Genomic DNA, 25399 nt, shown 5'->3' with positions numbered 1-25399 from the left:
ACCCGGCGTGGTCGAGCCCGGCGCGACCGGCTACGCAAGGACCGGCCCCGGCACGACCGGCCACCGGCTCGCCCCGGTGACCGGCTGACCCGGCAGGACGCGCGCCGCCATACCCCATCCGTCCCCCCCCCGAGCGCGAAAGAAGCGTGCCTCCCACCCCGCACCCGAACGCCGCACCCGAACGCCGCACCCCATCGTCCCGGCCCGTCCCGTCCCGTGCGGCGGGCCGTCCGAGCGGAAGGTCCTCGCATGCGACCATTCACCCCCGCGGCCCGCGCCGCCGCAGCCGCCCTGCTCACCGGCGCCGCCCTGCTCCTCGGCCCGCCGCCCGCCGCCCAGGCGGCCCCCTCGCCCAAGGTCCTGCACGCCGCACCCCACGGCTCGGGATCCCGCTGCACCCAGGGCCGCCCCTGCTCCGTCGAGGGAGCGCGGAACGCCGCCCGCGCCGTCGGCGCCCGGGACGTACGCGTCGAACTCGCCGACGGGACCTACGAACTGGACGCCCCACTGAGGCTCGGCGCCCAGGACTCCGGAGTCACCTGGACCGCCGCGCGCGGCGCGCACCCCGTGCTCTCGGGCGGCCGCACCCTGACGGACTGGTCCGTGAACGCCGACGGCACCTGGACAGCGAAGGTGCCCAAAGGCATCACGCCGCGCCAGCTGTTCGTCGACGGGCGACGCGCCGTGCGCGCCCGGGGAGGGGCCTGCGCCGCCGCCGTCTGCGACGCCACCAAGTCCGGTATGACCGGGGCGGAGAAGACCGGCATCGCCCACTGGGCGCGCCCCACCGACGCCGAGGCGGTCATCAGCGTCCGCTGGCGCAACTACCACTGCCGCATCGCCGCCGTCACCGGCGACCTCATGACCTTCGCCCAGCCCTGCTGGACCAACTCCGCCTCCGGAACCGACCGCACGGGACCGTCCTGGGACACGACGACCGTGGACTCCGCCCGCTACAGCGGAGTCGCCCACTTCGAGAATGCCCGTGAACTCCTAGACACACCGGGGGAGTTCGTGTGGGACTCGGCCGCGCACACCGTCACCTACCTGCCCCGCGCGGGCGAGAGCCCGCGCCGCTCCCGCGCCGTCACCCCGGTCACCGAGGGGCTTCTCGTCCTCGACGGCGCCCATGACGTCCGCGTCAGCGGCATCGGCTTCGCCTACGCCGCCTACCGGCAGCCGGACACCGACGAGGGCTACGCGGGCACCCAGGCCGGACTGACCCTGACCGGCGTCACCGGCCCCGTCGACCACGCGGGCCGCTTCTACACCAAGCCCGCCGCCGCCCTCACCGTACGCGCCGGCCGCCATGTGGTCATCGACCACGACGACTTCACCCACCTCGGCGGTGCGGGCGTCACCTTCGAACGGGGCACCCAGGACTCCACGCTCACCCGCTCCCGCTTCACCGACCTCTCCTCCGGCGCCGCGTACATCGGTGACACCGAACCCAGGCCGGCCCCCGAACTCACCGGGGCCCGCAATACGGTCTCCTACAACACCGTCAGCCGCACGGGCGTGGAGTACACGGACTCCGTGGGCATCTGGGCGGGCTACGAGGCCGGCACCGTCATCGACCACAACACCCTCGACCATCTTCCCTACTCCGGGATCTCCGTCGGCTGGGGCTGGAACCAGCCCGAGGCCCGGCAGTCCGTGCTCCGCGACAACCGCATCACGGACAACCGGATCACGGACGTCATGCTCGTCGAGGACGCACAGCACGACGGGGCCGCCATCTACACCCAGGGCGCCCAGCCCGGCACCGTCGTCTCCGGGAACTACATCAACCGCAGCGCGTACGGGAACACCGAGCGCGACGGCAACGGCATCTACCTCGACGAGCAGTCCAGCCACATCACCGTCACTCGTAACGTCATCACACGGGTCGGCTACAAGTGGGTGTCCAACTGGGCCGACTACGGCATCGACAACCACGCCACCGGGAACTGGACCGACACCGACGCCCCGGCCCTCGGCGGCACCGGCTCGGCCATGACCGGGAACCACACGAAGCTGGACCGCCTCCCGGCCGAGGCCGTCCGGGTCGCCGCGGCCTCCGGCGCCGGACACGCGGGCGGCGTCGAACAGCTCCGCCCCGACCTGGCCCGTACCGGCACCGCCACCCAGTCCTCCACGGACGGCACGGCGGCAGCGGCCGACGCCACCGACGGCGACACCTCCACCGACACCCGCACCCTCTCCGAGGCGGGCGCCTGGTGGCAGGTGGACCTGGGCGCCGTCCACCACGTCGGACAGGTCGAGATCTGGAACGACAGCGCCATGACCACGTCCGACTTCGACGTACAGCTCGCCGCCTCGGCGGACTTCGCCGGCGCCGTCACCACGCACATCACCGGCAAGGCACTGCGCCCCACCCTCCTGGGCACCGACACGGACGCCCGCTACCTCCGCATCCGGCTCACCGGCACCGGACGGGTCGCGCTCGCCCACGTGCTGGTGCATCCGTAGCTCCCGCCCCCGCAGCGACGCGCCGCGGACCGCTCACCGGGTCCGTGGCGCGCGCACGCTCCCTGTTCCATCGCCGTACGGCACCACTGTCCCCGCGCCGCACGGCACCACTGATCCACGATCCGACGGAAAGGCGGTCATGCCATGACCGACGCCCCCAGCGACCTGCGCCTCGGCGTCATCGGCTACGGACTGCGCGGCAGCATCGCCCGCACCGCGCACCGGCCGGGCGACGGCTCCCGGGTCACCGCGCTCGCGGACCACGACCCCGCCGCGCGGGCGGACGCGGCCCTGGCGTTCCCCGGCGCGCTGATCTGCGGCGACCACCACAAGGTGATCGCGGACCCGGACGTCGACGCCGTCCTCGTCCTCACTCCCGACCACACCCACACCGATGTCGCCCGCGAAGCGCTCGAAGCGGGCAAGCCCGTCTTCGTCGAGAAGCCTCTCGACATCACCGTCGAACGCTGCGACGCCCTCCTGCGCACCGCCCACGACACAGGCAGCCGCCTCTACGTCGGCCACAACATGCGCCACATGCCCGTCGTCCGGCTGATGCGCGACATCATCGCGCGCGGCGAGATCGGCGAGGTCAAGACCGTCTGGGTACGGCACTTCGTCGGCTACGGCGGCGACTGGTACTTCAAGGACTGGCACGCCGAACGGCAGTACACCACGGGCCTGTTGCTACAGAAGGCCGCCCACGACATCGACGTCCTGCACTGGCTCGCGAACGGCTACACCCAGCGGGTCCAGGCCCTCGGGGACCTCCTGGTCTACGGCGACAGTCCGCACCGGCGGGCACCCGGTGAACCCAAGCACGAGGACTGGTACACGAAGGACGGCCACTGGCCGCCGCACACCCAGCGCGGCCTGAACCCCGTCATCGACGTCGAGGACGTGTCCCTCGTCAACATGCGTCTCGACAACGGCGTGCTCGCGGCCTACCAGCAGTGCCACTTCACCCCCGACTACTGGCGCAACTACACCGTGATCGGGGACGCGGGACGGCTGGAGAACTTCGGGGATGGCCCCGGGGCGGTGGTGAAGGTGTGGAACTCCCACCGCTCCGCCCACCGGCCCGAAGCCGACGCCGAGTACCCCGTCCCGGACGCCGAGGACGACGCCGGACACGGCGGCGCCGACCCCCTCCTGATCGACGAGTTCGTGCGCTTCGCCCGCGACGGCGGCATCACCGACACCTCGCCGGTCGCCGCGCGCATGGCCGTCGCGGCCGGAGTCCGGGCCACCGAGTCGCTGCGCGCGGGCGGCACACCCCACGAGGTCCCCGCCCTCGACCCGGAACTGGCCGCGTACTTCGAGCGGGGCCAGACGAAGCGGTAGCGCGGAGCTGTGCCCCCGGCTGATGCGGGGGCACAGGCGTGATGTCGGACGCCGACGCGCCGCCCCGGCCCACGCGGTCGGCGGCGTCGCCGCGGGTCATTGGCTCCGAGGGCGGTGGTCCGCGCCGCGAGGCTCCCGGCCGGTGGGCACGCCTGCGCGGCGTCGGCCACACGGACGCCGCGCGCCTGGTGCGCCCCGACGGGCACATCGGCTGGCGCGGCCCCTGCCCGGCGGCCCCCTAGGCACTCACGGCCCTCGTCCGAGGCGTCCTCGCGGCACCGTGACCCCCGCGGAGCGGTGCGTCCAGGTGCAGGCGCCACACGGAGCGGGTGTCGGTCTCAGCGCACACCTGCCGCCTTGAGGAGCTTCAGCGCTCCGGTCAGCAGGGCCGCCCAGGTCTCGGGACTGATGCGCGCGGGCGGGGTGAACCCCTGGACGCGCTGATGGGCGACGGTCTGGGCCTCGGTGTACTTGAGGATGCCCTCGGCGCCGTGGCGGCGGCCGAGTCCGGAGTCGCCCACGTACCGCGAGGTGATCGCGATGTCCACCACCTCCAGGAACGCGTCGCGGCGGGTCTTGCCGTTCTCGGCCTGCATCAGATCGAGGGCCTCGACCTGGCGGGCCATGACGAGGTCGTGGAAACGCAGCAGGATCTTCTTGCGCTGCCCCAGCGAGGTGGCCGCCCACGCCTTCTGGGCGACACGGGCACGCGCGAACGCGTTCTCGACATCCGCTGGCGCGGATACTGGAAGGTCGGCCAACGGTGCGCCCGTGTAAGGGTGTTGGTGGTGACCCACAGGGCGTCGGGCGCCGCGGCGACACGTGCCGCCAGCCGCTCGATCCGGGCCGGAGTCAGCGACGCGGGCAGCCCGGTGCCGCGGGCGGAGCCCGGTGACACGGCGGTGGCGATGGCGGTGGCGGCGTGATCGGTGGCCATCAGAGGGCTCCTCACTCCGGGCTCCGGACCGAGGTCGGGACGGGCATGTGCAGAGCGAGCTGGCCCTCGGCCATGACATCGAGCTGAACCGGCCGGACGGGCCTGAGGGAACGCAGGTCGTCGGCCATGCGGCCCTCCCCGGCCTGGAGCGTGACACCGCGCGGGAGGAGCGTGGTCCCGGCCGACAGCACATTGGTCTGGCTCAGGGTCGAGTGCCACGCCCCGCCGATCGACGTGTACGAGGTGAGGGACGAGACCCGCTCACCGCTGCGGTACGGGGTCTGGGCCGGTGTCGCCGCCGAGAGCGCCAGGTCGGTCCCGCCGGTGTCGTTGGCCACGCGCGCCGTCGTCCGGTCGGCGTCGATGCCGACGTCGAGCCCGGTGACCCACTTCGGGAAGCCGTAGCCGTCGTGACCGCGTACCTGGGCGATCTCCGTGCTCACCGGCAGGGAGAGGACGTAGGAGTCGAGGCGCTCGTTCTTGAGGGCGGCGACCAGATCGACGAACCCGAGCCTGCCGTGCCGCGCCGGCTTCACGGCGACCCCGACGGCGGCTTCGGTGTAGAAATCGATGTCGCACACGTCGTACCGGAAGAACATCACCGACACCAGTCCCAGACCCGGCGCGACCTCCAGCGGCGCCAGCTCCCGGGGCAGCCGGGAACGGATCGCGCGGGAAGGCGCCAGCATCGTCAGCCGGGCGGTCGAGACGCGGTAGTAGAAGTTCGGGGTGAGCGTCGGGCCGATGGGGGAGTCGACACGTGTCTTGGGCAGCCGCCGGAAGAAGTCCACACCACTGACACGGGAATCACGGGCCACCTCGTCGAGATCGGTGTCCATCCGGTACCGGTCGTACAACCCGCCCTTGGGAACCGTGACCGTCCGGCCACCCAGATCGACCTTCACTGACTCCTGCCGGGGCGATGACATGCCACTGCTCCCTCGCTCAGATGTTAGCGGTGATTACATCACGGTAGTCATGGATGTAAGCACCGTCAACAACGAGGGGCGCCGCCATGTCGCCGGACGGCCCGGATCGGCGGCAGAGCGCTTCCGCCGTGCCCGCAGAGGCGCCGGGGTCTCGCCGAGCCCAACTGCCCGGCAGCGGTGCGGCACGCACGTTCAAGAGCGCCCGATGCGCAGCTCCCGGTCCACCGCCGCGTGCCCGTGCATCCTGACGCAGACGAGGCAGACCGTGTCCTGGGAGTTCTCGATCCGTCCAGCCGTTCCGGTGTACTGGCGCTGGACATCGATCGGGACGAGAAAAAGCTGCTCGTCGCCCGCTGACGATGCCAGGCAGCGGCCGATGTCAGGCAGCGGCCGATGTCAGGCGGCGGCCATCGAAGAATACGATCTACAGCTGAAGTATCAGGGCGATGACAACGAGGAGCATCAGCGGTGTTGGAGACCTATCTGTCCTGGTACCGCGAGGGTCGGATGGACGAATCCGAGTTCCGCTCGGTCGCCGACCATTTGGCCCGGTCCGGGATCACCGTTGAACACCCGACGCTGGGCTGCGGGATGCTGTTGGATGTCGTGGGGGAACAGGTGAAGCTGCCTGTGGGACGCATGCTGGAGCTTGTCGGCCTGTCGGTCGGGCCTCTCTGTATGCAGTTCTGGCTGTCGGCTGACACGGACGTGGTGTGCGACGTCAGATACGTCGCGCCGGACATCCAGGTCCTCACTTTTGTCCTCGGCGGGTTGACCGAGAACGAGTGTGAGCAGGCCACCGACGCCGTCCAGCGGTTGGTCCAGCAGGAGTTGGACAGGACTGTCGCGCTGCTCATCGATGTGGGCGGCGAAACAGCGGACGAGGACGACGACGCGCTGGTCCTGTACGGCCGACTGCCGAGAGGTCCGCGCCCGGACCGAGTGCAGTTCCGGACGGACCGACTCAGCGCCGTCCCGGCCGTTCTCGCCGGAGCAGAGGTGACGGACCTCGGCAACGGGCTGAGTGCAGTCCGCTGGCAATGATCATCGTGCCGGTTCGCGGAGCCAGAGGATGACCGCTGCGAGGCGGAGTCCGCCCCGGTACCGGGGCGGCAAGTTCCTCGAACCGTGTCGCGACGGCGCGGAACTGCTTGAGCCGGGTCTGCCCCTCATGGCCCGCCCAGGTCATAACGGACAGCCTTGCAACTTCTCGAAGAGGTAGATGCAATAGCTTCATCATCCGACTACGCTGTGCCGGTCACGAAGGATCGCTCCGCGCCCGCGGGGATAGCCCTCAATCTACGCGACCGTGCGGCACCCTCATCTGGTCCTCCCCGCTTCTGCGGGGGGTAGCTCCTTCGCGGCAATGCTCTTGAGTTAGGCCGTCGCCCGCGTGCACAACCCTGCCCTTGCAGATCGCGGCGAGGTAGATGGCGGCGGTCTTGTCGTAGCGACTGGCCAGGCCGTGCCACTGCTCGAGTCCGTTGATGCATCATTCGACGGTGTTCCGCTGCCCATCTGTCTCACGGCCGAAGGCCGATAAAGGCCCGCCGAGCCGGCCGTGCCTCTTGCGATCGGCAGCCTGGTCAGCGGGTTGCGGGATCGCACCCCGAATCCTGCGCCGCCGCAAGTGCGAGCAGATCAAGCGGTACGGGTGTGCCTTGTCGGCCAGTATCACATCATCCGGCGTGGTCACAGCAAGCTCCGAAAGGCACGGCCCCACCCCCAGCCGCCGTGGGCGGACCTGAAAAGCCCCTGACCTGCCTCCCCGGGTGCCAGTGGAGGCAGGCAGGTCCTCTACGGGGTGATGATCACCTGGTAGGACTCACCGTCGAGGATGCGGTCGGACTGTACAGCGCGCCCCAGCTCGCCGCCCGCAGCGGTGTTGTCGTCCTTGTCGACATGGGCCCGGATGCAGGGCGCGTTGGGTGGGGTGCCCCGGTCGACGGCGACGCCCGAGACGTCCCACACGCCGCCGGTCTGGCGCGGGGTGATGTCAATACACAGCTCACCGTCATTCCCGCCCTGCCAGGACCTGGCGAAGGGGTACTCGTCGCAGGAGTCATTGGGTACACCGGTGGCACCCCGGGGGAAGCTGTACGGCCCACGGTCACAGGTCTTGGCGCGCCTCTTCTCGGCTTCCGGGTCAAGAGGGTCGATATACCGCGACAGCAGGTGGCCTGCGTCGCCGAATTTTCCCGTGAGGTTCTTCTGCGCCCACTCGTAGGCGACGGCTGCCCCCCGGTAGCGGGACTTCGAGAAGGTCACATTGGGCGTGTGCCCGAAGACGATGCAGCCGGGAGTCTTGCCGACTTCCGCGTCACAGCGCACGTCGGGGCCGTCGAAGATCGCGCTGTCATACCCGGGAACGCCGACCGCGCCGACGGCGGCGCCGTCCACGTAGTAGGTGGGCATGATGTGGGAGACATCTGTTTTGGCGGCGACGCTGGACATGTACGTGATGGTGCTCTGCTCGTTGTCGCCGCCCTTGGTCACGACCGCGTGTGCGCCACCCCAGGCCGGTCCTGTCGTGCTGCACATGCCGCTGCACGTGGCATTCACGGCCACTTCCACGGCAGACACGCTTTCGTCCATGTCGCCGGGGACAGCGATGATGTCCTCATCCCACTTCCCGTTGTAGGAGTCGAGCATCCCGACGGCCAGAAGGACGATGTGAGCCTCGCCGATCTGCACGTTCTTGTCGTCGAGGAGAATGTATTTGAGGGGCATCCTTGTGCAGTACGCGTGCCGGTCGGAGATGACACGTTCACTGGAGTGTTCGAGGCAGAGTTTGGCTGCTGCGGCCGGGTCGGCTGGGGCACGGGCTGGGGCGAGGTCCGCGATGGGATCCGCCCCGATACAAGTCCAGGCCGCACCACGCTTCCGCGGGGCGGATCCGGCAGGGGTAGCCGTGCACGTGCCGTGGCCCTGAGGGGGGACCCGGCTCGATGACGACGCTGTCGCCGGTGAGGTGCCCATGGCACACAGGGCTGCGGTGAGGGCGAGCGAGGCTATTGCCCCCAGGCCGCGACTGATGTGTTGCACAGGGTGGTCCCTTCCTTCGGTGCCCCCTTGGCGGGCATACCGAAGGTATGGAACCGGACAACTCCCGTTCATACCAACCGAGAACACGACAGTTCTTGATCCTATTTGGCCAGTTGTGGTATGGCTCTGCCACTCCCGGCGGCGCTAGTTTCACTCACGCTCACCTCACAGACCACGCACAACAGGGGGAAAGCAATGATGCGCCGCACAACAACGCGCCGGGGCAGAGGGCTCGGAGCGCTCATAGCCGCCGCGATGGTCGCTGTGGGCCTGGCCGCCACCTCGGCCGCGGCCACTCCGGCCGTGGCGAGCCAGACCGCCGTCACTCCGGCAGTCTCCGGGCAGGTGGTCCAGCCCGGCCAGACCTGCACCGCAGCCGATCTCGGTACCCGCCACCCGGTCATCAAGAGCGCCGAAGTCGCCCCCACCATCACGCACTTCAAGGGCTGGTACGTCACAGACGGCTCAACCGGCAACCAGAGCGTCAACACGAACACCACGGAGACCATCTCTGTCTCCGTCGGTCTGAACGGCACCGTGCAGGGCAGCTTCGCCGTCGAGGCCCTCGGCTCCGTCGGCGCGAGCCTGGGCCTGAACGTCCAGGTCAACTACACCCACACGTCCAGCACCTCCCAGACGATCTCGTGGAACTTCCGCCAGCCCGGCTACTACGGCGTGTACGAGGGAACGAAGAAGGTCACCGGCACCTACGGCAGTCTCAACTGCAACCGCTCGGACGCGGGCGGCCTGAAGTGGACCGAGGGCCCCGACACCGGCAGCTACACCACTTTCACCACTCTCGAAGAAGGCGCGGTGCGCTGCGAGGACAAGGTTCCCGCCAACAGCATCATGGCCAAGGCCCAGGGCCTGTTGGACTGCGGCTCCCTTGCCGCCACCGCGAAGCACCCGGCAGGTCCCGTCTCCTCGGCCAAGGCCGACCAGGCCAAGCGCGACGCCGACAACGCCGCCGCAGCCGCCAAGTCCGACCAGAGCAGGAAGGCCACCCAGGCTGCCCAGGCCCCCGAGCCCACCACGCGCGCCTCTCTGGACTGCCAGCCCGGTGCCTACAAGATCGACGTTCCTGGCAAGCCTCTGAACTGGAGTGCACCGCTCCTGTCCAACGACGGCATCCGCCTGCGTGAATCCAATTTCTCCAGCGCCCACCTGGACAACTGGCGCCTGTGCAACGTGACAGAGAACAACGGAGTCCTCGAGGCTTCCCTGTGGAACTGGGGCAACGGCGGATGCGCGACCATCCCGGCGAACATCGCCAACCAGGAGCAGGCCTACCTGACAACGGCCACCTGCGGGGAGGACGACCTCCAGCGCTTCTACATCTACCGCGACGTACCCGGCAGCTCGAAGATCGGTCTGCAGAACAAGTACACCGGTTCCATGATGGGGCACGATCGGTACGCGGACGGGGAGTTCATCCGCCAGTACTCCAGCGGCAGGCAGGATGGATCCGGCACATACACCCTGACCGGAGTCTGACGGCTCACACATCGTGAGGCTCGGCGCCGCACGTGAACCCAGGCGCTGCCGGTTCCGTGCGGGGCCTTCCGTATCTCTGCCCCGAGCGCAGCCTCGGGGGACTGGTGCCCGCGCTGAGTGCCCCCTGTTGGATGCGGAGAACCCCTGCCGACGGGGACACCGTGAGCGAGGTCCCGCACGCCCGGTGGTGTCAGTCGGCCAGGGCGGCGAGCGTGGCGTCCAGATCGGTGGCGGTCGGCCGGTTGTAGGGGAGTTTCGCGAGGACCTTCGCCATGGCGCAGGTGTTGGTGCGAGCGGAGAGGACCAGGCCCCCCGCGACGCCCGCGGAGAGCCAGCGGGCCGCGTTCCAGCGCTCTCCGGCGATGAGGCTGGTCAGGACGAGGGCACCGGCGGTGAAGCGGACTTGGCGGTCCACGGCCCAGGGGGCGCGGGTGCCGGTGGGGCGGTCGGTGGCGTGGCCGAGCTGTGTCCAGGCGGTGGTGCCGCCGGTGAGGGTGGCGGCGGTGATCCCGTGATCGGCCAGGTGTCGGCAGGCGGTCGCGGAGCGGGCGCCCGAGGCGCACACGATGAGGAGGTCGCCGCGGGCCGCGGTGGTCTTCAGGGCGGGCAGGGCGGCGTCGAGATGGCCGAGGGGGATGTTGTGGGCGCCGGGCAGGTGGCCGGAGGCGTATTCGCCGGGAGTGCGCACGTCGATGACGGCCAGCTCGTGCAGGCGGACGCTGGCCTGGTCGGCGGTGAGGGCGGTGGTGGGGGCCACGGGGATCTTCCTTCGCTCGGGTCAGGGCACCCCTTCGCTAAGATACCCAAGGGGGTATCTCGAAGGAGTGTGGGTCATGGAACTGGCGATGGCGGCTGAGGAACTGAAGACGGTGGTCAACCGGCTGCGCCGGGCGCAGGGCCAGATCGCGGGTGTGATCAAGATGATCGAGGAGGGCCGGGACTGCGAGGACGTCGTCACCCAACTCGCCGCCGCGTCGCGGGCTCTGGACAGGGCCGGATTCGCGATCATCGCCACCGGTTTGCAGCGCTGCCTGACCGACGAGGACATGACCGCGTCCGGCGACCGGGAGCAGATGCGTTCCCGGCTGGAGAAGCTGTTCCTGTCCCTGGCCTGAGCCGTGGTGCCGATCGTCCGTCCGGCTCTTCAGGTGAGGGCGTCGATGAGCATGGCGGCCGCCACGACCAGCAGCACGGCGGCGAAGATCCGTTGCAGCAGAGTGCCGGTGACCTTGGCGGCCAGGCGCTTGCCGTCCCAGGCACCCAGGACCGCCGTCCCGGCGAAGGGCCCGACCACCGCCCAGTCGACGCCGGCGGTGGTGGCGCCGCGGGTGGCCAGGGAAGCCAGTGAGTTCGCCGAGATGACCAGCAGGCTGGTACCGACGGCCGCCTGCATCTCGAAGGCCAGCACGGTGGCCAGGGCCGGGACGGCGAGGAACCCTCCGCCGACCCCGAGCAGTCCGGTCAGCGCACCCAGTCCCGCGCCGGTTCCGGCGGCCTTGGCGGGCCGCACCTCGCCGGTCGCCGGGCCGGTGGCGGCCCGGCCGGGGCGCAGCATCCTGACCGCGGCGAGCGCGGCGACGACGGCGAACCCGACGGTCAGTACGGGCTGGGGCAGCCGGGATGCGGCGGCTCCCGCCACGGCCGCGGGCAGGAGGCCGGCCGCGGCGAACAGGGCACCGGCTTTCCAGCGGACCCTGCCGGTACGGGCATGGGCGTACAGGGCGGTGAGCGAGGTGGCCGTGACGATGATCAGGCTGGCGGTGGTCGCGGCGGCCGGGGTGAAGCCGAGCAGGTAGACCAGCGCCGGGACGGCCAGGACGCTGCCGCCCCCGCCGAGCGCGCCGAGCGCGAGTCCGACCACCGCCCCCGCGACCAGGGCGAGGACCAGAGCGCTCACGCTATGACGCCGTTGCCGTTGCCGTTGCCGTTGCCGTTGCCGTTGCCGTTGCCGTTGCCGTTGCTGTTGCTGTTGCTGTCGCCGTCGCCCGGACCGCTGACCGGCAGCCCGGCACGCGCCCATGCGGTCATGCCGCCGGTGACGTCCGTGGCCTGTACGCCGCGTCCGGCGAGCAGCCTGGCGGCCTGCCGGGAGCGGTGCCCCGAGCGGCAGATCGCGACCACCGGCCTGCCCCGCACCGCTGCCGGGAGCGGCGCCCCCGTCACCAGGCGGGAGAGAGGCAGGTGCAGCGCCTCGGGCGCGTGCCCGGCGTTCCACTCCGGCGTTTCGCGGACGTCCAGCAGGAGTGCGGTGCCGTCACTGACCTGCTGGTGGGCCGCCTGAGGGGTGAGGCGGCCGGGGCCGCGGCGAAGAAGGGAGAACATCGGTTGATCACTTTCATGCAGGTGGCGGCGCGGTGGAGAGTGTCAGTCGGTGTGGTCGGTGAGGGTGTGGGTGAGGGGCAGTCCTGCCTCGGCGGCGGCGACGAAGGCGTCGTCGATGGCGACCACGTCACGGCCCGCGGCGTCGAGGAGGGAGGCCGCGATCGCGGCGCGCATCCCGCCGGCGCAGTGCACCCACACGCTTCCCTGCGGCACCTCACCGATGCGGCCGCGCAGCTCGTGGACCGGGACGTGGACCGAGCCGGTCACGAAGCCGCCCGCACGCTCGGAATCCCGCCGCACATCCAGGACGACCACGTCGTCGCCGCGTTCACGGACATCGGCGAGGTCGGCGAAGCGAGCCCGGGGAAAGGAGGCGAGCTGCTCGCCGGGACGGACCCAGAGGGCGGGGTCGCCGGTGGTGGCGGCGGCCGGGCGGTCGATGCCCACCCGGGCCAGCTCTCGCTGCGCGGCGGCGATCTGCTCCGGGGACTCGGCGAGCAGGGTGACCGGCTTGCCCCACGGGATCAGCCAGGCCAGGTAGGTGGCGAGCTTGCCCTCGCCCTCGAAGTTGTACGAGCCGGCCACGTGTCCGGCGGCGAAGGCCGTACGACTGCGCAGATCCACCACCCACTCGCCCGCGGCCAGCCGAGAGGCGATCTCCTCGCCGTCCGCGCGCCTTGGCGGGGTGAGGTCGACCGGCGCGGGGCCTGCGGCGTTGGCCGGGCCGATGTACGCGTAGTAGGCGGGTACGTCGTCCAGCCCGGCGAGCATCTGCGCGACGAAGGTCTCCACGTCCAGGGTCAGCGCGTCGTTGGCGGCGCGCTCCTTGCCGATCGTGGTCGTGGTCGCGTCCCCCTCGGCCTGCGCGGAGGAGCAGAAGCTGCCGAATCCGTGCGTGGGCAGCACCTGCACATCGTCGTCCAGTTCGTCGGCAAGACGGTGCACGGAGGCGTGCTGGGCGCGGGCCAGCTGCTCGGTCAGCCGCGGCTCGACCAGGTCCGGGCGGCCCACGGTGCCGATGAGCAGTGAGCCGCCGGTGAACGCCGCCACACCGTGCCCGTCCTCGGCAAGGACGTAGGAGGTGTGGTGCGGAGTGTGTCCGGGAGTGGCGATCGCGCGCAGTACGAGTCCCTCGTCGACCGTCACGGTTTCGCCGTCGGCAACCGGTGTGCGGGCGAACGACACGTGTGCCCCAGCCGGCACCAGGTATCTGGCTCCGGTGACTCGCGCCAGCTCCAGGCCGCCGGTGACGTAGTCGTTGTGCACATGGGTCTCGGCCACGAAAGCGATCCGAACCCCGCGGCGGGCCGCCGCGGCCATGACCTGGTCGATGTCGCGCGGCGGGTCGACGGCCACGGCGGCACGGGGTCCACCGGCCAGGTAGCTGCGGTTGCCCAGACCCTCGATTTCCAGGGTGTCGACGAAGAACACGACTCATGACTCCTCTCCAGCGATGTACCCCCGGGGGTATCTGAACCCACCATAACAGCAATACCCCAGGGGGTATTTTCGAGGCGGTTCCCTGCGGAATGTGCGGCGGGAGTGCCGGGCGGCGGGGTGATGGTGGAGAAGGCGGCGAGGATCTTCCCGATGCGGCCGTGCGTCAGTTCCGCGGACCGCTGGCTGGGGCCCAGGGGAGCAGCCCGTCCAGCAGCACCCCTACGCGGTCGCCGATCTCGTCCCGGATCCGCCGCACGGCGTCGGGCCCCGGCCCGCCGGGTAGTCGAGCTTCCAGACGAACAGGACCGAGAGCCTGGCGCCTTCAGACGCGGGGGGAGCCTTCCGGAGGGGCGCCCGGCGAGACCGCCGGGGAAGGGGAAGGGGGAGGGACAAGGGAAGGGGAGCCGGGGAAGCAGCGGCGCGCGGCGAGCGCCACGTACACGAGACCGATGAGGACCGGCACTTCGATGAGCGGGCCGACGACGCCGGCGAGGGCCTGACCGCTGGTGGCGCCGAACGTGGCGATGGCCACCGCGATGGCGAGCTCGAAATTGTTGCCCGCGGCCGTGAAGGCGAGCGTCGCCGTCCTGGAGTAGCCGAGGCCGACTGCCCTGCCCAGGGCCATGGTTCCCGTCCACATCAGCACGAAGTACGCGAGCAGCGGCAGCGCGATGCGGACGACATCGAGGGGTGCGGAAGTGATGGCGTCGCCCTGGAGGGCGAAGAGCACGACGATGGTGAACAGCAGTCCGTACAGGGCGAACGGCCCGATGCGCGGGATCAGCCTGCTCTCGTACCAGGTGCGGCCCTTGGCCTTCTCGCCCAGACGCCGGGTCAGGAATCCGGCGGCCAGCGGGATGCCCAGGAAGATCAGGACACTGCGGGCGATCTCCCAGGCCGAGACGTCCAGGGCCGTCTGTTCCAGGCCCAGCCAGCCAGGCAGTACGGACAGATAGAACCAGCCGAGCAGGCCGAACGCGATCACCTGGAAGACGGAGTTGAGGGCGACCAGGACGGCGGCGGCCTCACGGTCGCCGCAGGCGAGGTCGTTCCAGATGACGACCATGGCGATGCAGCGCGCCAGGCCGACGACGATCAGGCCGGTGCGGTACTCGGGCAGGTCCGGCAGGAGGAGCCAGGCGAGCGCGAACATCAGTGCCGGGCCGCACACCCAGTTCAGTAGCAGCGAGGGGACCAGCAGGCGACGGTCGTGGGTGACGGTGCCGAGCCGGTCGTAACGGACCTTGGCGAGGACCGGGTACATCATCACCAGCAGGCCGAGCGCGATCGGCAGGGAGACGCCGGTGACGGTGACCTGGGCCAGCAGGTTGCCGAGGCCAGGGGTGAGACGGCCCAGTCCGAGCCCGGCGGCCATCGCGACGAGGATCCACACCGCCAGGTAGCGGTCCAGGAAGGACAGCCGCGCCGCCACCGGCGCGGTGGCGCCGTCGCTCACGAGGACGTCTCCACGGCGGCGGGCTGTCCGGGGCGGGTGAGGACGTCGGCGAGCTTGTCGGTCGCCTCGGGCAGCAGCCAGTAGTAGACCCAGGTGCCGCGGCGCTCGCAGTCGATGAGCCCGGCCTGCCGGAGCAGCTTGAGGTGGTGGGAGATCGTCGGCTGGGAGAGGTCGAACGCGGGGGTGAGGTCGCAGACGCAGATCTCGCCGCCCGCGCGCGAGGCGATCATCGACAGCAGGCGGAGGCGGACGGGGTCGCCGAGCGCCTTGAAGACCTTGGCCAGCTCGACCGCATGCTCTTCGCCGAGCGGTGCGCTCAGCAGGGTCGGGCGGCAGTCGCTCTCTTCCTGCTCTTCCTGGCCGAGCACGACCAGCTCTTGTTTCGACATTCTTCTATGTTGAAGAACTTCGATCCAAGATGCAAGGCTGTATCGACAGCCATCGAAACAAGACGGTCCGGGGTTCCGGTTCTGTCCCCTCTCGGAGGAACGCCATGCACGATCACTCCACCGACCTGCGTGAAACCGTCCGCGAACGCTACGCCGCCGCTGCCGTACAGGTCACCGAAGGCGGCTCGGCCTGTTGCGGCCCACAGGCCGTCGAGGTCGGCGACAACTTCGGCTCGACGCTCTAGGCGGCCGACGAGCGCGACACCCTCCCCGCCGAGGCGGTCGCCGCTTCCCTCGGCTGCGGGAACCCCACCGCCGTGGCTGACCTCCGCGAGGGCGAGCGAGTCCTCGACCTCGGCTCCGGCGGAGGCATCGACGTCCTGCTCTCCGCCCGCCGCGTCGGCCCCGCAGGCAAGGTGTACGGCCTGGACATGACCGAGGAGATGCTCGCCCTGGCGCCGGCCAACCAGAAGAGGGCGGGCGCCACGAACGTCGAGTTCCTCAAGGGCACCATCGAGGCCATCCCGCTGCCTGCGGACACCGTCGACGTCGTCATCTCCAACTGCGTGATCAATCTGTCCACGGACAAGCCGGCTGTCTTCGGCGAGATGTACCGCGTGCTGGCCCCGGGTGGCCGTATCGGCATCTCCGACGTCGTCGCCGACGACTCGCTCACGCCGGTCCAGCGCGCGGAGCGCGGCGACCACGTCGGCTGCATCTCCGGCGCCCTCTCCTTCGCCGAGTATCGCCGGGGCCTGGAGGCAGCGGGCTTCACCGGCATCGAACTCACACCGGCCCACGCGGTCGCGGACGGCATGCACTCCGCCATCGTCCGCGCCGTCAAACCCACCATCGCCACCGGTACCGCCCCGCGCCCTCTGTGAAAGCGAGCCCGTGCTGCGGCTGACCGAACCGAAGCCTCGGCGGCGCGGCTGCCGAGGCTCCACCTGAACTGGCGACAGCACTGCACCTGTTGTGCCCGCCGACCTGAAACAGACCGGCGCCGAGCTGCACGACCCCCCCCACCGGCCGGCCTCGCGCCGCACACTGCGCCCAGCGGCCCGAGCCGTCTCCCCCTCCCGCGGGCAACCGCCGGGCGGATTGGTCCGGGACCGCTTTTTCACCCGATGAGGTCACGGACCAATCCGCCCGTCGGCCGGACTCGGATTCCCACCGTGAGGGACGAAGCGAAGGATCAGCGACCACGGCCGGTCCGGCCCCGTTTCGCGCTGGGCGCGGTGAGCGGCGCGCTGGCCGGCTTCGCGGCGCTGGCGGTGGCCGAGCTGGTCGCCGTGCCGGTGCGCCCGCAGTCCAGTCCGGTCGTCGCGGTGGGCGGCGCGGCCATCGACGCGACGCCCGCCGCGGTCAAGGACTGGGCGATCCGCCACTTCGGCACCTGCGACAAACTCGTACTGCAATCCGGCATCCTCGCCGTCCTGACCGTACTGGCTCTCGTGTCGGGTGCACTGGCCGTACGGTTCCGGCGGGCCGCGGCTGCTGGAGTTCTTCTCCTCGGCGCCGTCGGGGCGTCGGCCGCCGTCGACCGCCCCGACTCCACCGGCCTCACCGACGCCCTGCCGTCCGTCGCGGGAGCCATCGCCGGAGCGCTGCTCCTGTACGTGCTGGCAGGCCGGCTGGCCGTCGTGAGGCGGTCACCGGCACCGGCGCCAGGACCCGTGACCGGGGAAGGGGGAGACGGCTCGCCCGCAGACGCCGGATGGGACAGGCGGGGGTTCGTCGTCGCGGCGGCTTCCGCGGCGGCGGCCTCCGCCGTGCTGGGAGCGACCGGCCGGTCGCTGAACGCCACACGCGGCCAGAGCGCCGTCATCTCCCGAAGGACGGTCGTGCTGCCCTCTCCAGGGTCACCGGCACCACCGCTGCCCGAGGGGACTGGGCTGCGCGTTGCGGGCATCGGTCCCTTCGTCACCCCGAACAAGGACTTCTACCGGGTGGACACCGCGCTGGTGGTGCCCAAGGTGGACGCCACTGCCTGGCGGCTGCGCATCCACGGCAGAGGCGTGAGCCGGCCCGCCACGTACTCCTTCGACGATCTGCTGCGCCGAGACCTGACCGAGCGGGACATCACCCTGACATGTGTGTCGAACGAGGTCGGCGGGCCCTACGTCGGCAACGCCCGCTGGATCGGCGTACGCCTGGCCGGACTGCTCGCCGAGTGCGGTGTGCAGCCGCCCTCCCGCGGCGGCCCGGCGGACCAGTTGGTGGCCCGTTCTGTGGACGGCATGACGATCGGCAGCCCGGTCGAGGATGTGATGGACGGCCGCGATGCCCTGCTCGCCCTCGGCATGAACGGTGAACCGCTGCCCTTCGAACACGGCTTCCCCGTCCGGATGGTCGTCCCCGGCCTGTACGGATATGTGTCGGCCTGCAAGTGGATCGAGGACATCGAACTCACCACGTTCGACTCCTACGACCCCTACTGGGTCAGACGCGGCTGGTCCCGCAGGGCGCCGGTCAAGACCGAGTCGCGCATCGACACCCCCAAACCGTTCGCCCGGCCCAGGGCCGGCCTGGTGATGATCGCCGGAGTCGCCTGGGCCCAGCACCGGGGCATCGACAAGGTCGAGGTACGTGTCGACGACGGCCCCTGGCAGGAGGCCCGCCTGGCCGCCGAGGACACCCGGGACACCTGGCGCCAGTGGTCCCTGCCCTGGCAGGCCACCGAGGGCGGACACACCCTCACGGTGCGCGCCACCGACCGCACCGGCGCGGTGCAGACGGACGAACGGACCCGCACCATTCCCGACGGCGCCAGCGGCCGGCACTCCGTGGTCGTGACCGTCGACTGAACACGCCCGGTCCGCCTGCCTCTGACTCCCTTCCTCTGACTCCCTGCCTCTGACTCCTTGCCTCTGACTCCCCTGCCTCCGCGACAAGGGCCTCGTGCCCTCCTCGAACCACCTTCCGCAACAACCCCGACGCGGCCGCACAGCGCCGCGCAGTTCAACAGGAGAACAAGATGAACACCCGTATCAGTCGTGCCACCGGCCTCTTCGCAGCCGCGGCTGTACTGCCGCTGGCCCTGACCGCCTGCTCCGGCGACGGCAGCGACTCCGCCAAGTCCGGACCGTCCGGCAACGCGTCGGCCTCCGCCACCAGGAGCAGTGACGACATGGGCGGTTCGAGCAGCGCCACGAGCAGCATGGACCAGCCCTTCGGCACCGCCTGTTCGGCCGTGCCGAAGAACGGCGCCGGTTCCTTCGACGGCATGGCCAAGGACCCGGTGGCCACCGCCGCCTCCCACAACCCCGTGCTCTCCACCCTCGTCACCGCGGTGAAGAAGGCCGGCCTGGTCGACACCCTCAACAACGCGCAGAACATCACCGTCTTCGCACCCACCAACGACGCCTTCGGCAAGATCCCGAAGGCGACCCTCGACAAGGTCCTCAGCGACAAGGCCGAGCTGACGAAGATCCTCACCTACCACGTGGTCGGCAAGCGGCTCACTCCCCAGGACCTGGCGAACGGCTCCTTCGGCACCCTGGAGAAGTCCGGGCTCACCACCTCCGGATCCGGCGAGTCCTACACGGTCAACGGCTCCGCCAAGGTCGTCTGCGGCAATGTCAGGACCGCCAACGCCAACGTCTACATCATCGACACCGTCCTGATGCCGAAGATGTGACGCCCCGGCGGCGCAGGCCACGTGTGAGTGGTCGGCCGACGCCCCACGGGCCGGTCCGTCCCCGCCTTCCCCAGGGCGGCGGAGACGGACCGGCCCCGACACAGCTCCGACGACGACCTCGGATCGGGGGAGCAGCATCCAGGAGCCGTCCGGTGCGACACGGCACGCCGAGGAAGAAGACCGATCAGGCGAAACGGCGACCGGGGCACGCACCGCACGACCGCCACCGCCACCGGCAGCGGCATCGACGCCGACCACGTCCACGTCCACGTCCAGGTCCGGGTCCACGACGGTGCGCGGATCACGACGCTGACGGTGCCACGGTCCTCCGCCGCGTCCCCTCCCGGCCCGGAGCGTCCCGCACCGGTCGGCGCCGGTGGCTCCGGGCCGCGCGCGAACGACCGGCCGCAGGCCCGTAGCGCCCGGTACGGCGCAGACCACCGCGCTCAGCAGCCCGAGAACACCCCGTCGGCTGCCCTGACGACCGGCCGACGGCGCGGTACGCGCCCGTCCCGGCCGGTCGTCCGCCGTGTCGGCGCCGCCGTGGGCGGCCCGACCGCAGCCGTCCGCGAGTCGTTCACGACGGGATGTCGAGCAGCCCGACGGGCTCGGTGGTCGGCCGTGGCGAGCCGCCGGCCGGCTCCACGGTGATGCCGACCCCGGAGGCTTGCTCGACGGGTCCCCGCATCAGCACCGCCTGACTGACCCGGTCAGGCTTCAGCAGACCGGCCGGACGCATCCGGCCGCCGTCGGCGAACCACAGCTCGTACACCTTGCCCCGCGGCGGTTCCGCCAGCCCCGAGGCGACGAACACGGCCCGGTCACGAGCCGTGGAGACCACCAGCGTGCCCGTACCGCCCGCCAGTTGGGCCGAGCGCGTCCGGGCGTCCGGCGCGGCCAGCACCCCCGCCACCTCGTCGGCGTGCCGCTCTGCCTCGGCCGTCTGCAGATGGGCCTCCTGGGCCCGCTCGTACTGCCACACGGCCGTGCCCCCGAACGCCGCCGCGGCGGCCGCACAGGCAGCCAGTGCCCATCGCAGGGGGCCGCCGAGGCGCGGCACGCGACGCCTGGCCTGATCGACGGCCGCGGGACCCGGCGGCGCCTGCCGCACCGTGGTGATGCGGTGCAGCACCTGCTCGCGCAGCGCGGGACGGGCCGCCATGCCGGAGGCCGACGCCAGCCGCGCGGCTGTGGCGGTGAACTCCGCCACCTCCCGCTCGCAGTCCGCGCAGCCGGCCAGGTGCCGTTCGAAGGCCGCGCGCTCGTCGTCGGGCAGCGCGTGCAGGGCGTAGGCACCCGTCAGAGTGTGCGGATCGGTCGTGGTCACGCGGTCACCCCCAGGCAGTCACGGAGCCGGATGAGGCCGTCGCGCAGCCGGGTCTTCACTGTGCCCAGCGGCAGCGTCAGCGCCTCGGCGACCTGCCGGTAGGTCAGGCCGCGGTAGTAGGCCAGGGTGACCGACTGCCGCTGCAACTCGGTCAGGGTACGCAAGCAGCGCCGTACCTGTTCCCGCTCCAGCCGCGTCTCGACCTGCTCGGTCACCTCGTCGTACGCCGGAGTCCGTTCCAGCAGGGCGGCCTTGGTGTCCCGTGCGGCGGCCGCCTCCACGGACCGCACCCGGTCCACCGCGCGGCGGTGCGCCAGCGTCAGGATCCAGTTGATGGCCGTACCCCGCTCGGGCCGGTAGCGCGGGGCCGTGCGCCACACCTCGACCAGTACGTCCTGCGCCACCTCCTCCGACTGCGCCCGGTCACGCAGCACCGCCCGGACGACACCGAGCACCGGTCCGGCCACCGCGTCGTAGACCGCGGCGAACGCATCCTGATCACCCAGCGCCACCGCGTGCAGCAGTTGTTGCAGGTCAGGCTTGGACGACGGATGGGCGCCGATGTGAACGGCTTCTTCCACAAGAAGTCTCCTTGAGTGTGACGGTGCGGACTTCCCCGGGTAATCCGAGGCCGCACAGCCCGGGGATTGGTCACGCCGCCCGCATCCGCCGTCCGTACTCGTGTTCCGCGGCCCCTTCGCACGCCCCGCAGAGCTGGAACCGTCCCGGCGGCGTCCGGCGCTGCGCGAGCGGGCCCGGTCGGCGCGGACGAAGCGGCCGACATCCTCCGGCTGGAGATCCTCGGCGATACCGGGACCAGTGTCGCTCACCTCCGCGCGAGCGGTGGCCCGTCCCTGGCGAGGGAGAGCGTCACGTCAGTGCCGGGCGGTGTGTGGCGGGTGCGTGCGTCGGCGAGAAGGCCGCCAGTTCGACCGGCCCCAGCTTCGACAGCAGATGCTCGTACGCGACTGTGTCCGCTACTCACCCCAGGTGCGGTCCGCGCGGCCGTCCAAAACCGGAACCGGGATCGGGACCGGAACCGGGATCGGGCCGCCCGGAGACGCCGAGGAATTTCGCGACGGCCTCGGTCCGACTGGACACTTTGAGCTTCCGGTAGATCTCGTGGAGATTGTTTTTGACGGTACGCTCGGCTATGCCGAGATCGCGTCCGATCTGCCGGTTCGACATTCCGGTCAGAAGGAGTCGGAAGACCTGTCGCTCCCGCTCGGTGAAGGAGCCCGTGATTTCCTCACGACGGTCTTCGTCACGGCTTGGGGAACCGGTGGCAGCACCCGGCTGCGGAACTGATCGGCCCGGCAGGGCGAGCTGCGCCGCCTCATGCGCGTCCAGCAGTTCTCTCAGGAGGACGGTCAGCACTTCGAGATCCGTGAGCACCTGCCGAAGAGTGCGTGCGATCTCCTGACGGCAGGCTTCTTCCTCAGTGGGCACGGCGCCGCTCCCAGGGACGGAGCTGTCCCTCGGGACCGGGCCGCCGACCCGAGCAGGACAGGGCAGGACAGGGCGGGACAGATGTCAGTACGGCAATCATTCCCCTTTTCCCGGCGCCGGATGGCTTGCGATCCGGTCAACTCCCTTTTCCGCCGCCTTCGCCGATGTGCGGTCACCATAACGCTCGCATCTGCCGGTCCGGAACGCGGTCACCAAGTGCCGTATCGAAGGTACCGAATGATGCGCCGTTATCCGGAGAGAGGCTCGGGCACCCGTGGCCGTGAACATTCGTCAGAACGAGATGCCAGGAAGAAACAATCATGAATGGCGATTCCGCCTGTACCGCCGAAGGGCTGCTCAGGCGTCACGATGAGGTCATCCGGCAGCACGACAATCCTCTGCTGCGGTCGGCCCGTTCCGGACGGGTCGAGCAGACACACCTCCTGCGCATGGTCCAGGCGGACCTGTGGTGCATGGAAGCCGAGACGGTCGCCTACGCCGTACTCCTCGCCCGGTTCCCGAACGGCCCGGCGGGCGATCTGTTCGCCGAGCTGAACTCCACCCTGCGCACGCTCAGGCCGAGGCTCGACACCTGTGCGCGCGCCCTGGGTCCCCTTTCCGGCGAGGCGTCCGCCTTCCCGGAGACCGATGGCGCCTTCGCCTTCCCCGCCGCCGTCTCCTGGATGAGCCTGCACGCCGAGCGGGCCGCTGCGGCGCTGGCGCTCCGTTCGGACTTCGCGATCTACGCACGGGAGTGCCGCGAACTGGTGCACACGCTGGCGGACACGGCGACCCCCGTGCCCGAAGCCTTCCGGGACTACTACGACATGCTGGCCCCGGTGAAGCTGCTCGACCTGGCCGCGGCCACGGTGGAGGACGGCCTCCGCCACGGCGACGCCCCCGGGCGCGCCGATTCCACCACCAGGCTGCTGGTGTCGGGACTTGACGGCTTCTGGCGGTTCGCGGCGGGCCTGCGGCCGTCGTCGGCCGCCGGGAGCGCGGCCGCACCCGTACCAGCATCCGCATCCGCATCCGCACCCGCACCGGAAGGCTCACGCACATGCGCGTAGGCATAGCGGGCGGCGGACTGGCGGGGCTCACCCTCGCCTGGTTGCTCGACGGAACCCATGAAGTACTGCTGCTGGAGGAACGCCCCAGGCTCGGAGGGAACGCCGTCTCGTTCCTCACGACCGAGGGGGGACTGCCGTACACCGTCGATCTCGGTGTCAGGGAGACACCCGTCGAGCTGTCTCCGGTCTGGCGGCACCTCGTGGCCGAGGTCGGCCTCCCGGCCGAGGACCTCGTGCCGAGCAGCACCTCCCGGGTGGTGTTCGACCCCCGTGAGCCCTCCGCTCGATGGGTCTCGCCCGCGACCTGCGCAGACACCGCGCGGCAGGTGACGACCGGTGGGCAGGCGTACGAGGCCATGGTCCGGCTCGCCGAGGAGTCCGCCCGATGGGAGGCGGAGCGGATGTCCTGGGACGTCACGTTCGGTGACGTCCTCGACTCCTGGCGACTGGCGCCCGCGGCCGAACACCTGCTGTGCGCCCTGCCCGCGTCGCTGTACGGCACCACGCTGACGGCGGTGCGTGCCCTGTCGGCACGGGCCGTGGGGGCGACGGCCGCTCAGCCGGACCGCCCCGGGTGCACAACCTACCTGCGCTCGGGCACCGGTTCACTCGTCCAAGGGCTCGCCTCCGGCGCACGCTCGGCCACGATCCGGCTGGGCGCCCGTCTGCGCACCGTCCGCCGGGCGGCGGACGGTCTCGAACTGGTGGAGACCGGCGGGGCTGTCCACCGCGTGGACGCCGTGGCGCTGGCGCTCCCGGCGGACCGCGCCAGAACGGTGCTCGCCGGCCCGGCGGACATGGAGGACCGGCGAGCCGGCCCGGCGGACACGGTGGACCGGCTGGCCGACCTGGAGGCCGTCGAATACCGCGACGTGACCTACGTACTGCACCGTGATCCCTTCGGGATGCCGGGGGAGCGGCCCGCGTGGTCCGCCTCCAACATCACGCTGCAAGGGCAATGGAGCGAGACGACGACGTGGTACGGCCCCTCGCTCGGGCTCGGCCTGTTCGTCAGCCAGCTCGGCCACCGCTCCGGCCGCCCCCGGCGGGAACTGGCCCGCGCCTCCTTCCGGGCGGCACCTCCCACCCCGCGGGCGAGCCGTGCCCGGCACAGGCTCGGAGCGGTACGGGACGGGCAGCGGGTCTTCTTCCTCGGACACTGCACCACACCCGTGGAGACACAGGAAGCGGCCATGGCCTCGGCCTTGGCCGTCGCACACCACCTGGCGCCCCGCGGCGAACGGCTGCGACGGCTTCCCCACCCCGACAAGGCGGACGACTGATGCGACCGACAGAATCCCGGCGGAGCCCCTCCCCGGCGCTCCTGGCCCGGCAGATGATCCCCTGCATCGACGTACGGGAGGGAGCGGCGACCAGCCCGTCCGGGGCCGGGGGCCTGTCCGATCCGTGCGACGTGGTCGGCATCGCCGCCGGATACGCCCGTGACGGCGCGGAGCAGGTGTTCCTGGACATCGTCGACGCGTGGCCCGAATCCGGCTATCTGCCCGGACTCCTGGGCGAGTTGAAGGCGACCGGTCTCGACCTGCTCGTCTCCGTGCAGCACGGCACCCTGCCCTCGCCCCGGACCTGCGCGGAGATACTGACGGCGGGCGCGACCGCGGTCTCGGTCAGCACCAGCATGGTCGCGGAACCCGACCGCGTGGCACAGACGGCCCAGCTGATCGGGCCACGGCGGCTCATGGGCGTCGTCAACTGCTCGGGGGACCGGCGGCACGGCTGGCACACCCTCGTCGACGGCGGCGCCACCCCCACCACCGTGGACGCCCTGCACGTGGCCCGGCGGTTCGGCGATCTCAAGGTGCGCGCCCTGCTCGCCAACAGCGTGGACCGCGAAGGCACGGGCAGCGGCTACGACCTGGACCTCACCCGGGCCATGGCCCACGCGTCCGGGCTCCCGGCCATCGCCTCCGGCGGTGCCGGCTCGGCGGAGCAACTGGCCGACGCGCTACGGGACGGCGATGCCGCCCATGTGCTCGTCAACGACGTGGTGCACAGCGGCCGGGAGACCATCGGCTCCCTGAGCGAAGCCCTGTGCCGGTGTCTCGCCGACGAGGCGGACTGACC

At 70.9% G+C, this 25399-nt stretch carries 20 protein-coding genes and 5 pseudogenes; 11 read left to right on the top strand and 14 right to left on the bottom strand.

All coding sequences use genetic code 11. The features are described 5' to 3' along the window. Window positions 1-249 precede the first annotated feature (249 nt). The gene (locus B086_RS0108605) at window positions 250-2472 is read left to right on the top strand and encodes a right-handed parallel beta-helix repeat-containing protein (RefSeq protein WP_018566005.1); all 2223 of its coding nucleotides are present in this window, start codon (window positions 250-252) and stop codon (window positions 2470-2472) included. A gap of 144 nt (window positions 2473-2616) precedes the next feature. Continuing rightward, window positions 2617-3816, top strand: a complete 1200-nt coding sequence (locus B086_RS0108600) for a Gfo/Idh/MocA family protein (protein ID WP_018566004.1) — start codon at window positions 2617-2619, stop codon at window positions 3814-3816. 338 nt (window positions 3817-4154) lie between these two features. Here the strand turns inward: B086_RS0108600 and B086_RS0108590 are convergent. From B086_RS0108590 to B086_RS45380, 3 genes and pseudogenes are all read right to left on the bottom strand, one after another. Further along, window positions 4155-4753 (bottom strand): annotated as a pseudogene (locus B086_RS0108590) (aldehyde dehydrogenase family protein). An 11-nt stretch (window positions 4754-4764) separates the two neighbouring features. Continuing rightward, entirely contained in the window at window positions 4765-5682 is a 918-nt protein-coding gene (locus B086_RS0108580) for an acetoacetate decarboxylase family protein (protein WP_026252234.1), read from the bottom strand. A gap of 195 nt (window positions 5683-5877) precedes the next feature. Next, window positions 5878-6000 (bottom strand): annotated as a pseudogene (locus B086_RS45380) (IS701 family transposase); the annotation flags it as partial. Between the two features lie 150 nt (window positions 6001-6150). Here B086_RS45380 and B086_RS0108575 point away from each other — a divergent pair. Continuing rightward, window positions 6151-6726: a hypothetical protein gene (locus tag B086_RS0108575; RefSeq protein ID WP_018565999.1), complete on the top strand. Its 576-nt coding sequence runs from the start codon at window positions 6151-6153 to the stop codon at window positions 6724-6726. Here B086_RS0108575 and B086_RS44945 read toward each other — a convergent pair. Beyond that, window positions 6727-6841 (bottom strand): annotated as a pseudogene (locus tag B086_RS44945) (IS5/IS1182 family transposase); the annotation flags it as partial. It lies immediately after the preceding gene. Window positions 6842-7479: 638 nt separating this feature from the next. Further along, window positions 7480-8412: a NucA/NucB deoxyribonuclease domain-containing protein gene (locus tag B086_RS0108570; RefSeq protein WP_018565998.1), complete on the bottom strand. Its 933-nt coding sequence runs from the start codon at window positions 8410-8412 to the stop codon at window positions 7480-7482. 513 nt (window positions 8413-8925) lie between these two features. Between B086_RS0108570 and B086_RS0108565 the strand changes: the two genes are divergently transcribed. Beyond that, window positions 8926-10221 carry a hypothetical protein gene (locus B086_RS0108565; protein ID WP_078531035.1) on the top strand — a complete coding sequence of 432 codons (1296 nt, stop codon included), beginning with the start codon at window positions 8926-8928 and terminating at the stop codon, window positions 10219-10221. A gap of 190 nt (window positions 10222-10411) precedes the next feature. On the opposite strand, the gene B086_RS0108560 is transcribed toward B086_RS0108565, so the two are convergent. Further along, a complete protein-coding gene (locus tag B086_RS0108560; RefSeq protein WP_018565996.1) occupies window positions 10412-10978 on the bottom strand; it encodes a rhodanese-like domain-containing protein in 567 nt (188 codons plus the stop codon). Window positions 10979-11054: 76 nt separating this feature from the next. Between B086_RS0108560 and B086_RS0108555 the strand changes: the two genes are divergently transcribed. Further along, window positions 11055-11336: a metal-sensitive transcriptional regulator gene (locus B086_RS0108555; RefSeq protein ID WP_018565995.1), complete on the top strand. Its 282-nt coding sequence runs from the start codon at window positions 11055-11057 to the stop codon at window positions 11334-11336. A gap of 29 nt (window positions 11337-11365) precedes the next feature. Here the strand turns inward: B086_RS0108555 and B086_RS0108550 are convergent, their stop codons facing one another. From B086_RS0108550 to B086_RS0108530, 5 genes and pseudogenes are all read right to left on the bottom strand, one after another. Next, a complete protein-coding gene (locus B086_RS0108550) occupies window positions 11366-12118 on the bottom strand; it encodes a sulfite exporter TauE/SafE family protein (RefSeq protein ID WP_018565994.1) in 753 nt (250 codons plus the stop codon). A gap of 80 nt (window positions 12119-12198) precedes the next feature. Beyond that, window positions 12199-12543: pseudogene (locus B086_RS39565) on the bottom strand (rhodanese-like domain-containing protein); the annotation flags it as partial. A gap of 42 nt (window positions 12544-12585) precedes the next feature. Beyond that, window positions 12586-13974, bottom strand: a complete 1389-nt coding sequence (locus tag B086_RS0108540; RefSeq protein ID WP_018565992.1) for an MBL fold metallo-hydrolase — start codon at window positions 13972-13974, stop codon at window positions 12586-12588. 331 nt (window positions 13975-14305) lie between these two features. Continuing rightward, entirely contained in the window at window positions 14306-15439 is a 1134-nt protein-coding gene (gene arsB / locus B086_RS0108535) for an ACR3 family arsenite efflux transporter (RefSeq protein WP_018565991.1), read from the bottom strand. Then, the gene (locus B086_RS0108530; protein WP_037873144.1) at window positions 15436-15828 is read right to left on the bottom strand and encodes an ArsR/SmtB family transcription factor; all 393 of its coding nucleotides are present in this window, start codon (window positions 15826-15828) and stop codon (window positions 15436-15438) included. The genes arsB and B086_RS0108530 overlap by 4 nt, the downstream gene beginning before the upstream one ends. A gap of 104 nt (window positions 15829-15932) precedes the next feature. Here B086_RS0108530 and arsM point away from each other — a divergent pair. From arsM to B086_RS0108515, 3 genes and pseudogenes are all read left to right on the top strand, one after another. Continuing rightward, window positions 15933-16712: pseudogene (arsM, locus tag B086_RS39560) on the top strand (arsenite methyltransferase). A gap of 243 nt (window positions 16713-16955) precedes the next feature. Then, window positions 16956-18635: a sulfite oxidase gene (locus B086_RS0108520; RefSeq protein ID WP_078531026.1), complete on the top strand. Its 1680-nt coding sequence runs from the start codon at window positions 16956-16958 to the stop codon at window positions 18633-18635. Between the two features lie 170 nt (window positions 18636-18805). Continuing rightward, window positions 18806-19468, top strand: a complete 663-nt coding sequence (locus tag B086_RS0108515; RefSeq protein WP_018565986.1) for a fasciclin domain-containing protein — start codon at window positions 18806-18808, stop codon at window positions 19466-19468. A gap of 577 nt (window positions 19469-20045) precedes the next feature. Here the strand turns inward: B086_RS0108515 and B086_RS0108510 are convergent. From B086_RS0108510 to B086_RS42680, 3 genes are all read right to left on the bottom strand, one after another. After that, the gene (locus B086_RS0108510) at window positions 20046-20795 is read right to left on the bottom strand and encodes an anti-sigma factor (protein WP_018565985.1); all 750 of its coding nucleotides are present in this window, start codon (window positions 20793-20795) and stop codon (window positions 20046-20048) included. Next, window positions 20792-21376: a sigma-70 family RNA polymerase sigma factor gene (locus B086_RS0108505; protein ID WP_018565984.1), complete on the bottom strand. Its 585-nt coding sequence runs from the start codon at window positions 21374-21376 to the stop codon at window positions 20792-20794. Before B086_RS0108505 ends, B086_RS0108510 begins: the two co-directional genes overlap by 4 nt. Window positions 21377-21776: 400 nt before the next feature. Continuing rightward, the gene (locus B086_RS42680) at window positions 21777-22244 is read right to left on the bottom strand and encodes a response regulator transcription factor (protein ID WP_158690374.1); all 468 of its coding nucleotides are present in this window, start codon (window positions 22242-22244) and stop codon (window positions 21777-21779) included. Between the two features lie 320 nt (window positions 22245-22564). Between B086_RS42680 and B086_RS0108495 the strand changes: the two genes are divergently transcribed. From B086_RS0108495 to B086_RS0108485, 3 genes are read left to right on the top strand one after another with little or no spacing between them, the layout of a single operon-like run. After that, window positions 22565-23314: a hypothetical protein gene (locus B086_RS0108495; protein ID WP_018565983.1), complete on the top strand. Its 750-nt coding sequence runs from the start codon at window positions 22565-22567 to the stop codon at window positions 23312-23314. Beyond that, window positions 23305-24597 (top strand): FAD-dependent oxidoreductase, encoded by a 1293-nt coding sequence (locus B086_RS0108490; RefSeq protein WP_018565982.1) that lies wholly within the window; start codon window positions 23305-23307, stop codon window positions 24595-24597. Before B086_RS0108495 ends, B086_RS0108490 begins: the two co-directional genes overlap by 10 nt. After that, window positions 24597-25397 (top strand): HisA/HisF-related TIM barrel protein, encoded by an 801-nt coding sequence (locus B086_RS0108485; protein WP_158690373.1) that lies wholly within the window; start codon window positions 24597-24599, stop codon window positions 25395-25397. Before B086_RS0108490 ends, B086_RS0108485 begins: the two co-directional genes overlap by 1 nt. The last annotated feature ends 2 nt before the right edge of the window (window positions 25398-25399 follow it).

Source organism: Streptomyces sp. PsTaAH-124 (assembly GCF_000373685.1).
Classification (GTDB): domain Bacteria; phylum Actinomycetota; class Actinomycetes; order Streptomycetales; family Streptomycetaceae; genus Streptomyces; species Streptomyces andamanensis.
Note: the sequence above shows the minus strand (reverse complement) of the source record. Positions and strands in the feature narration are given on the sequence as shown.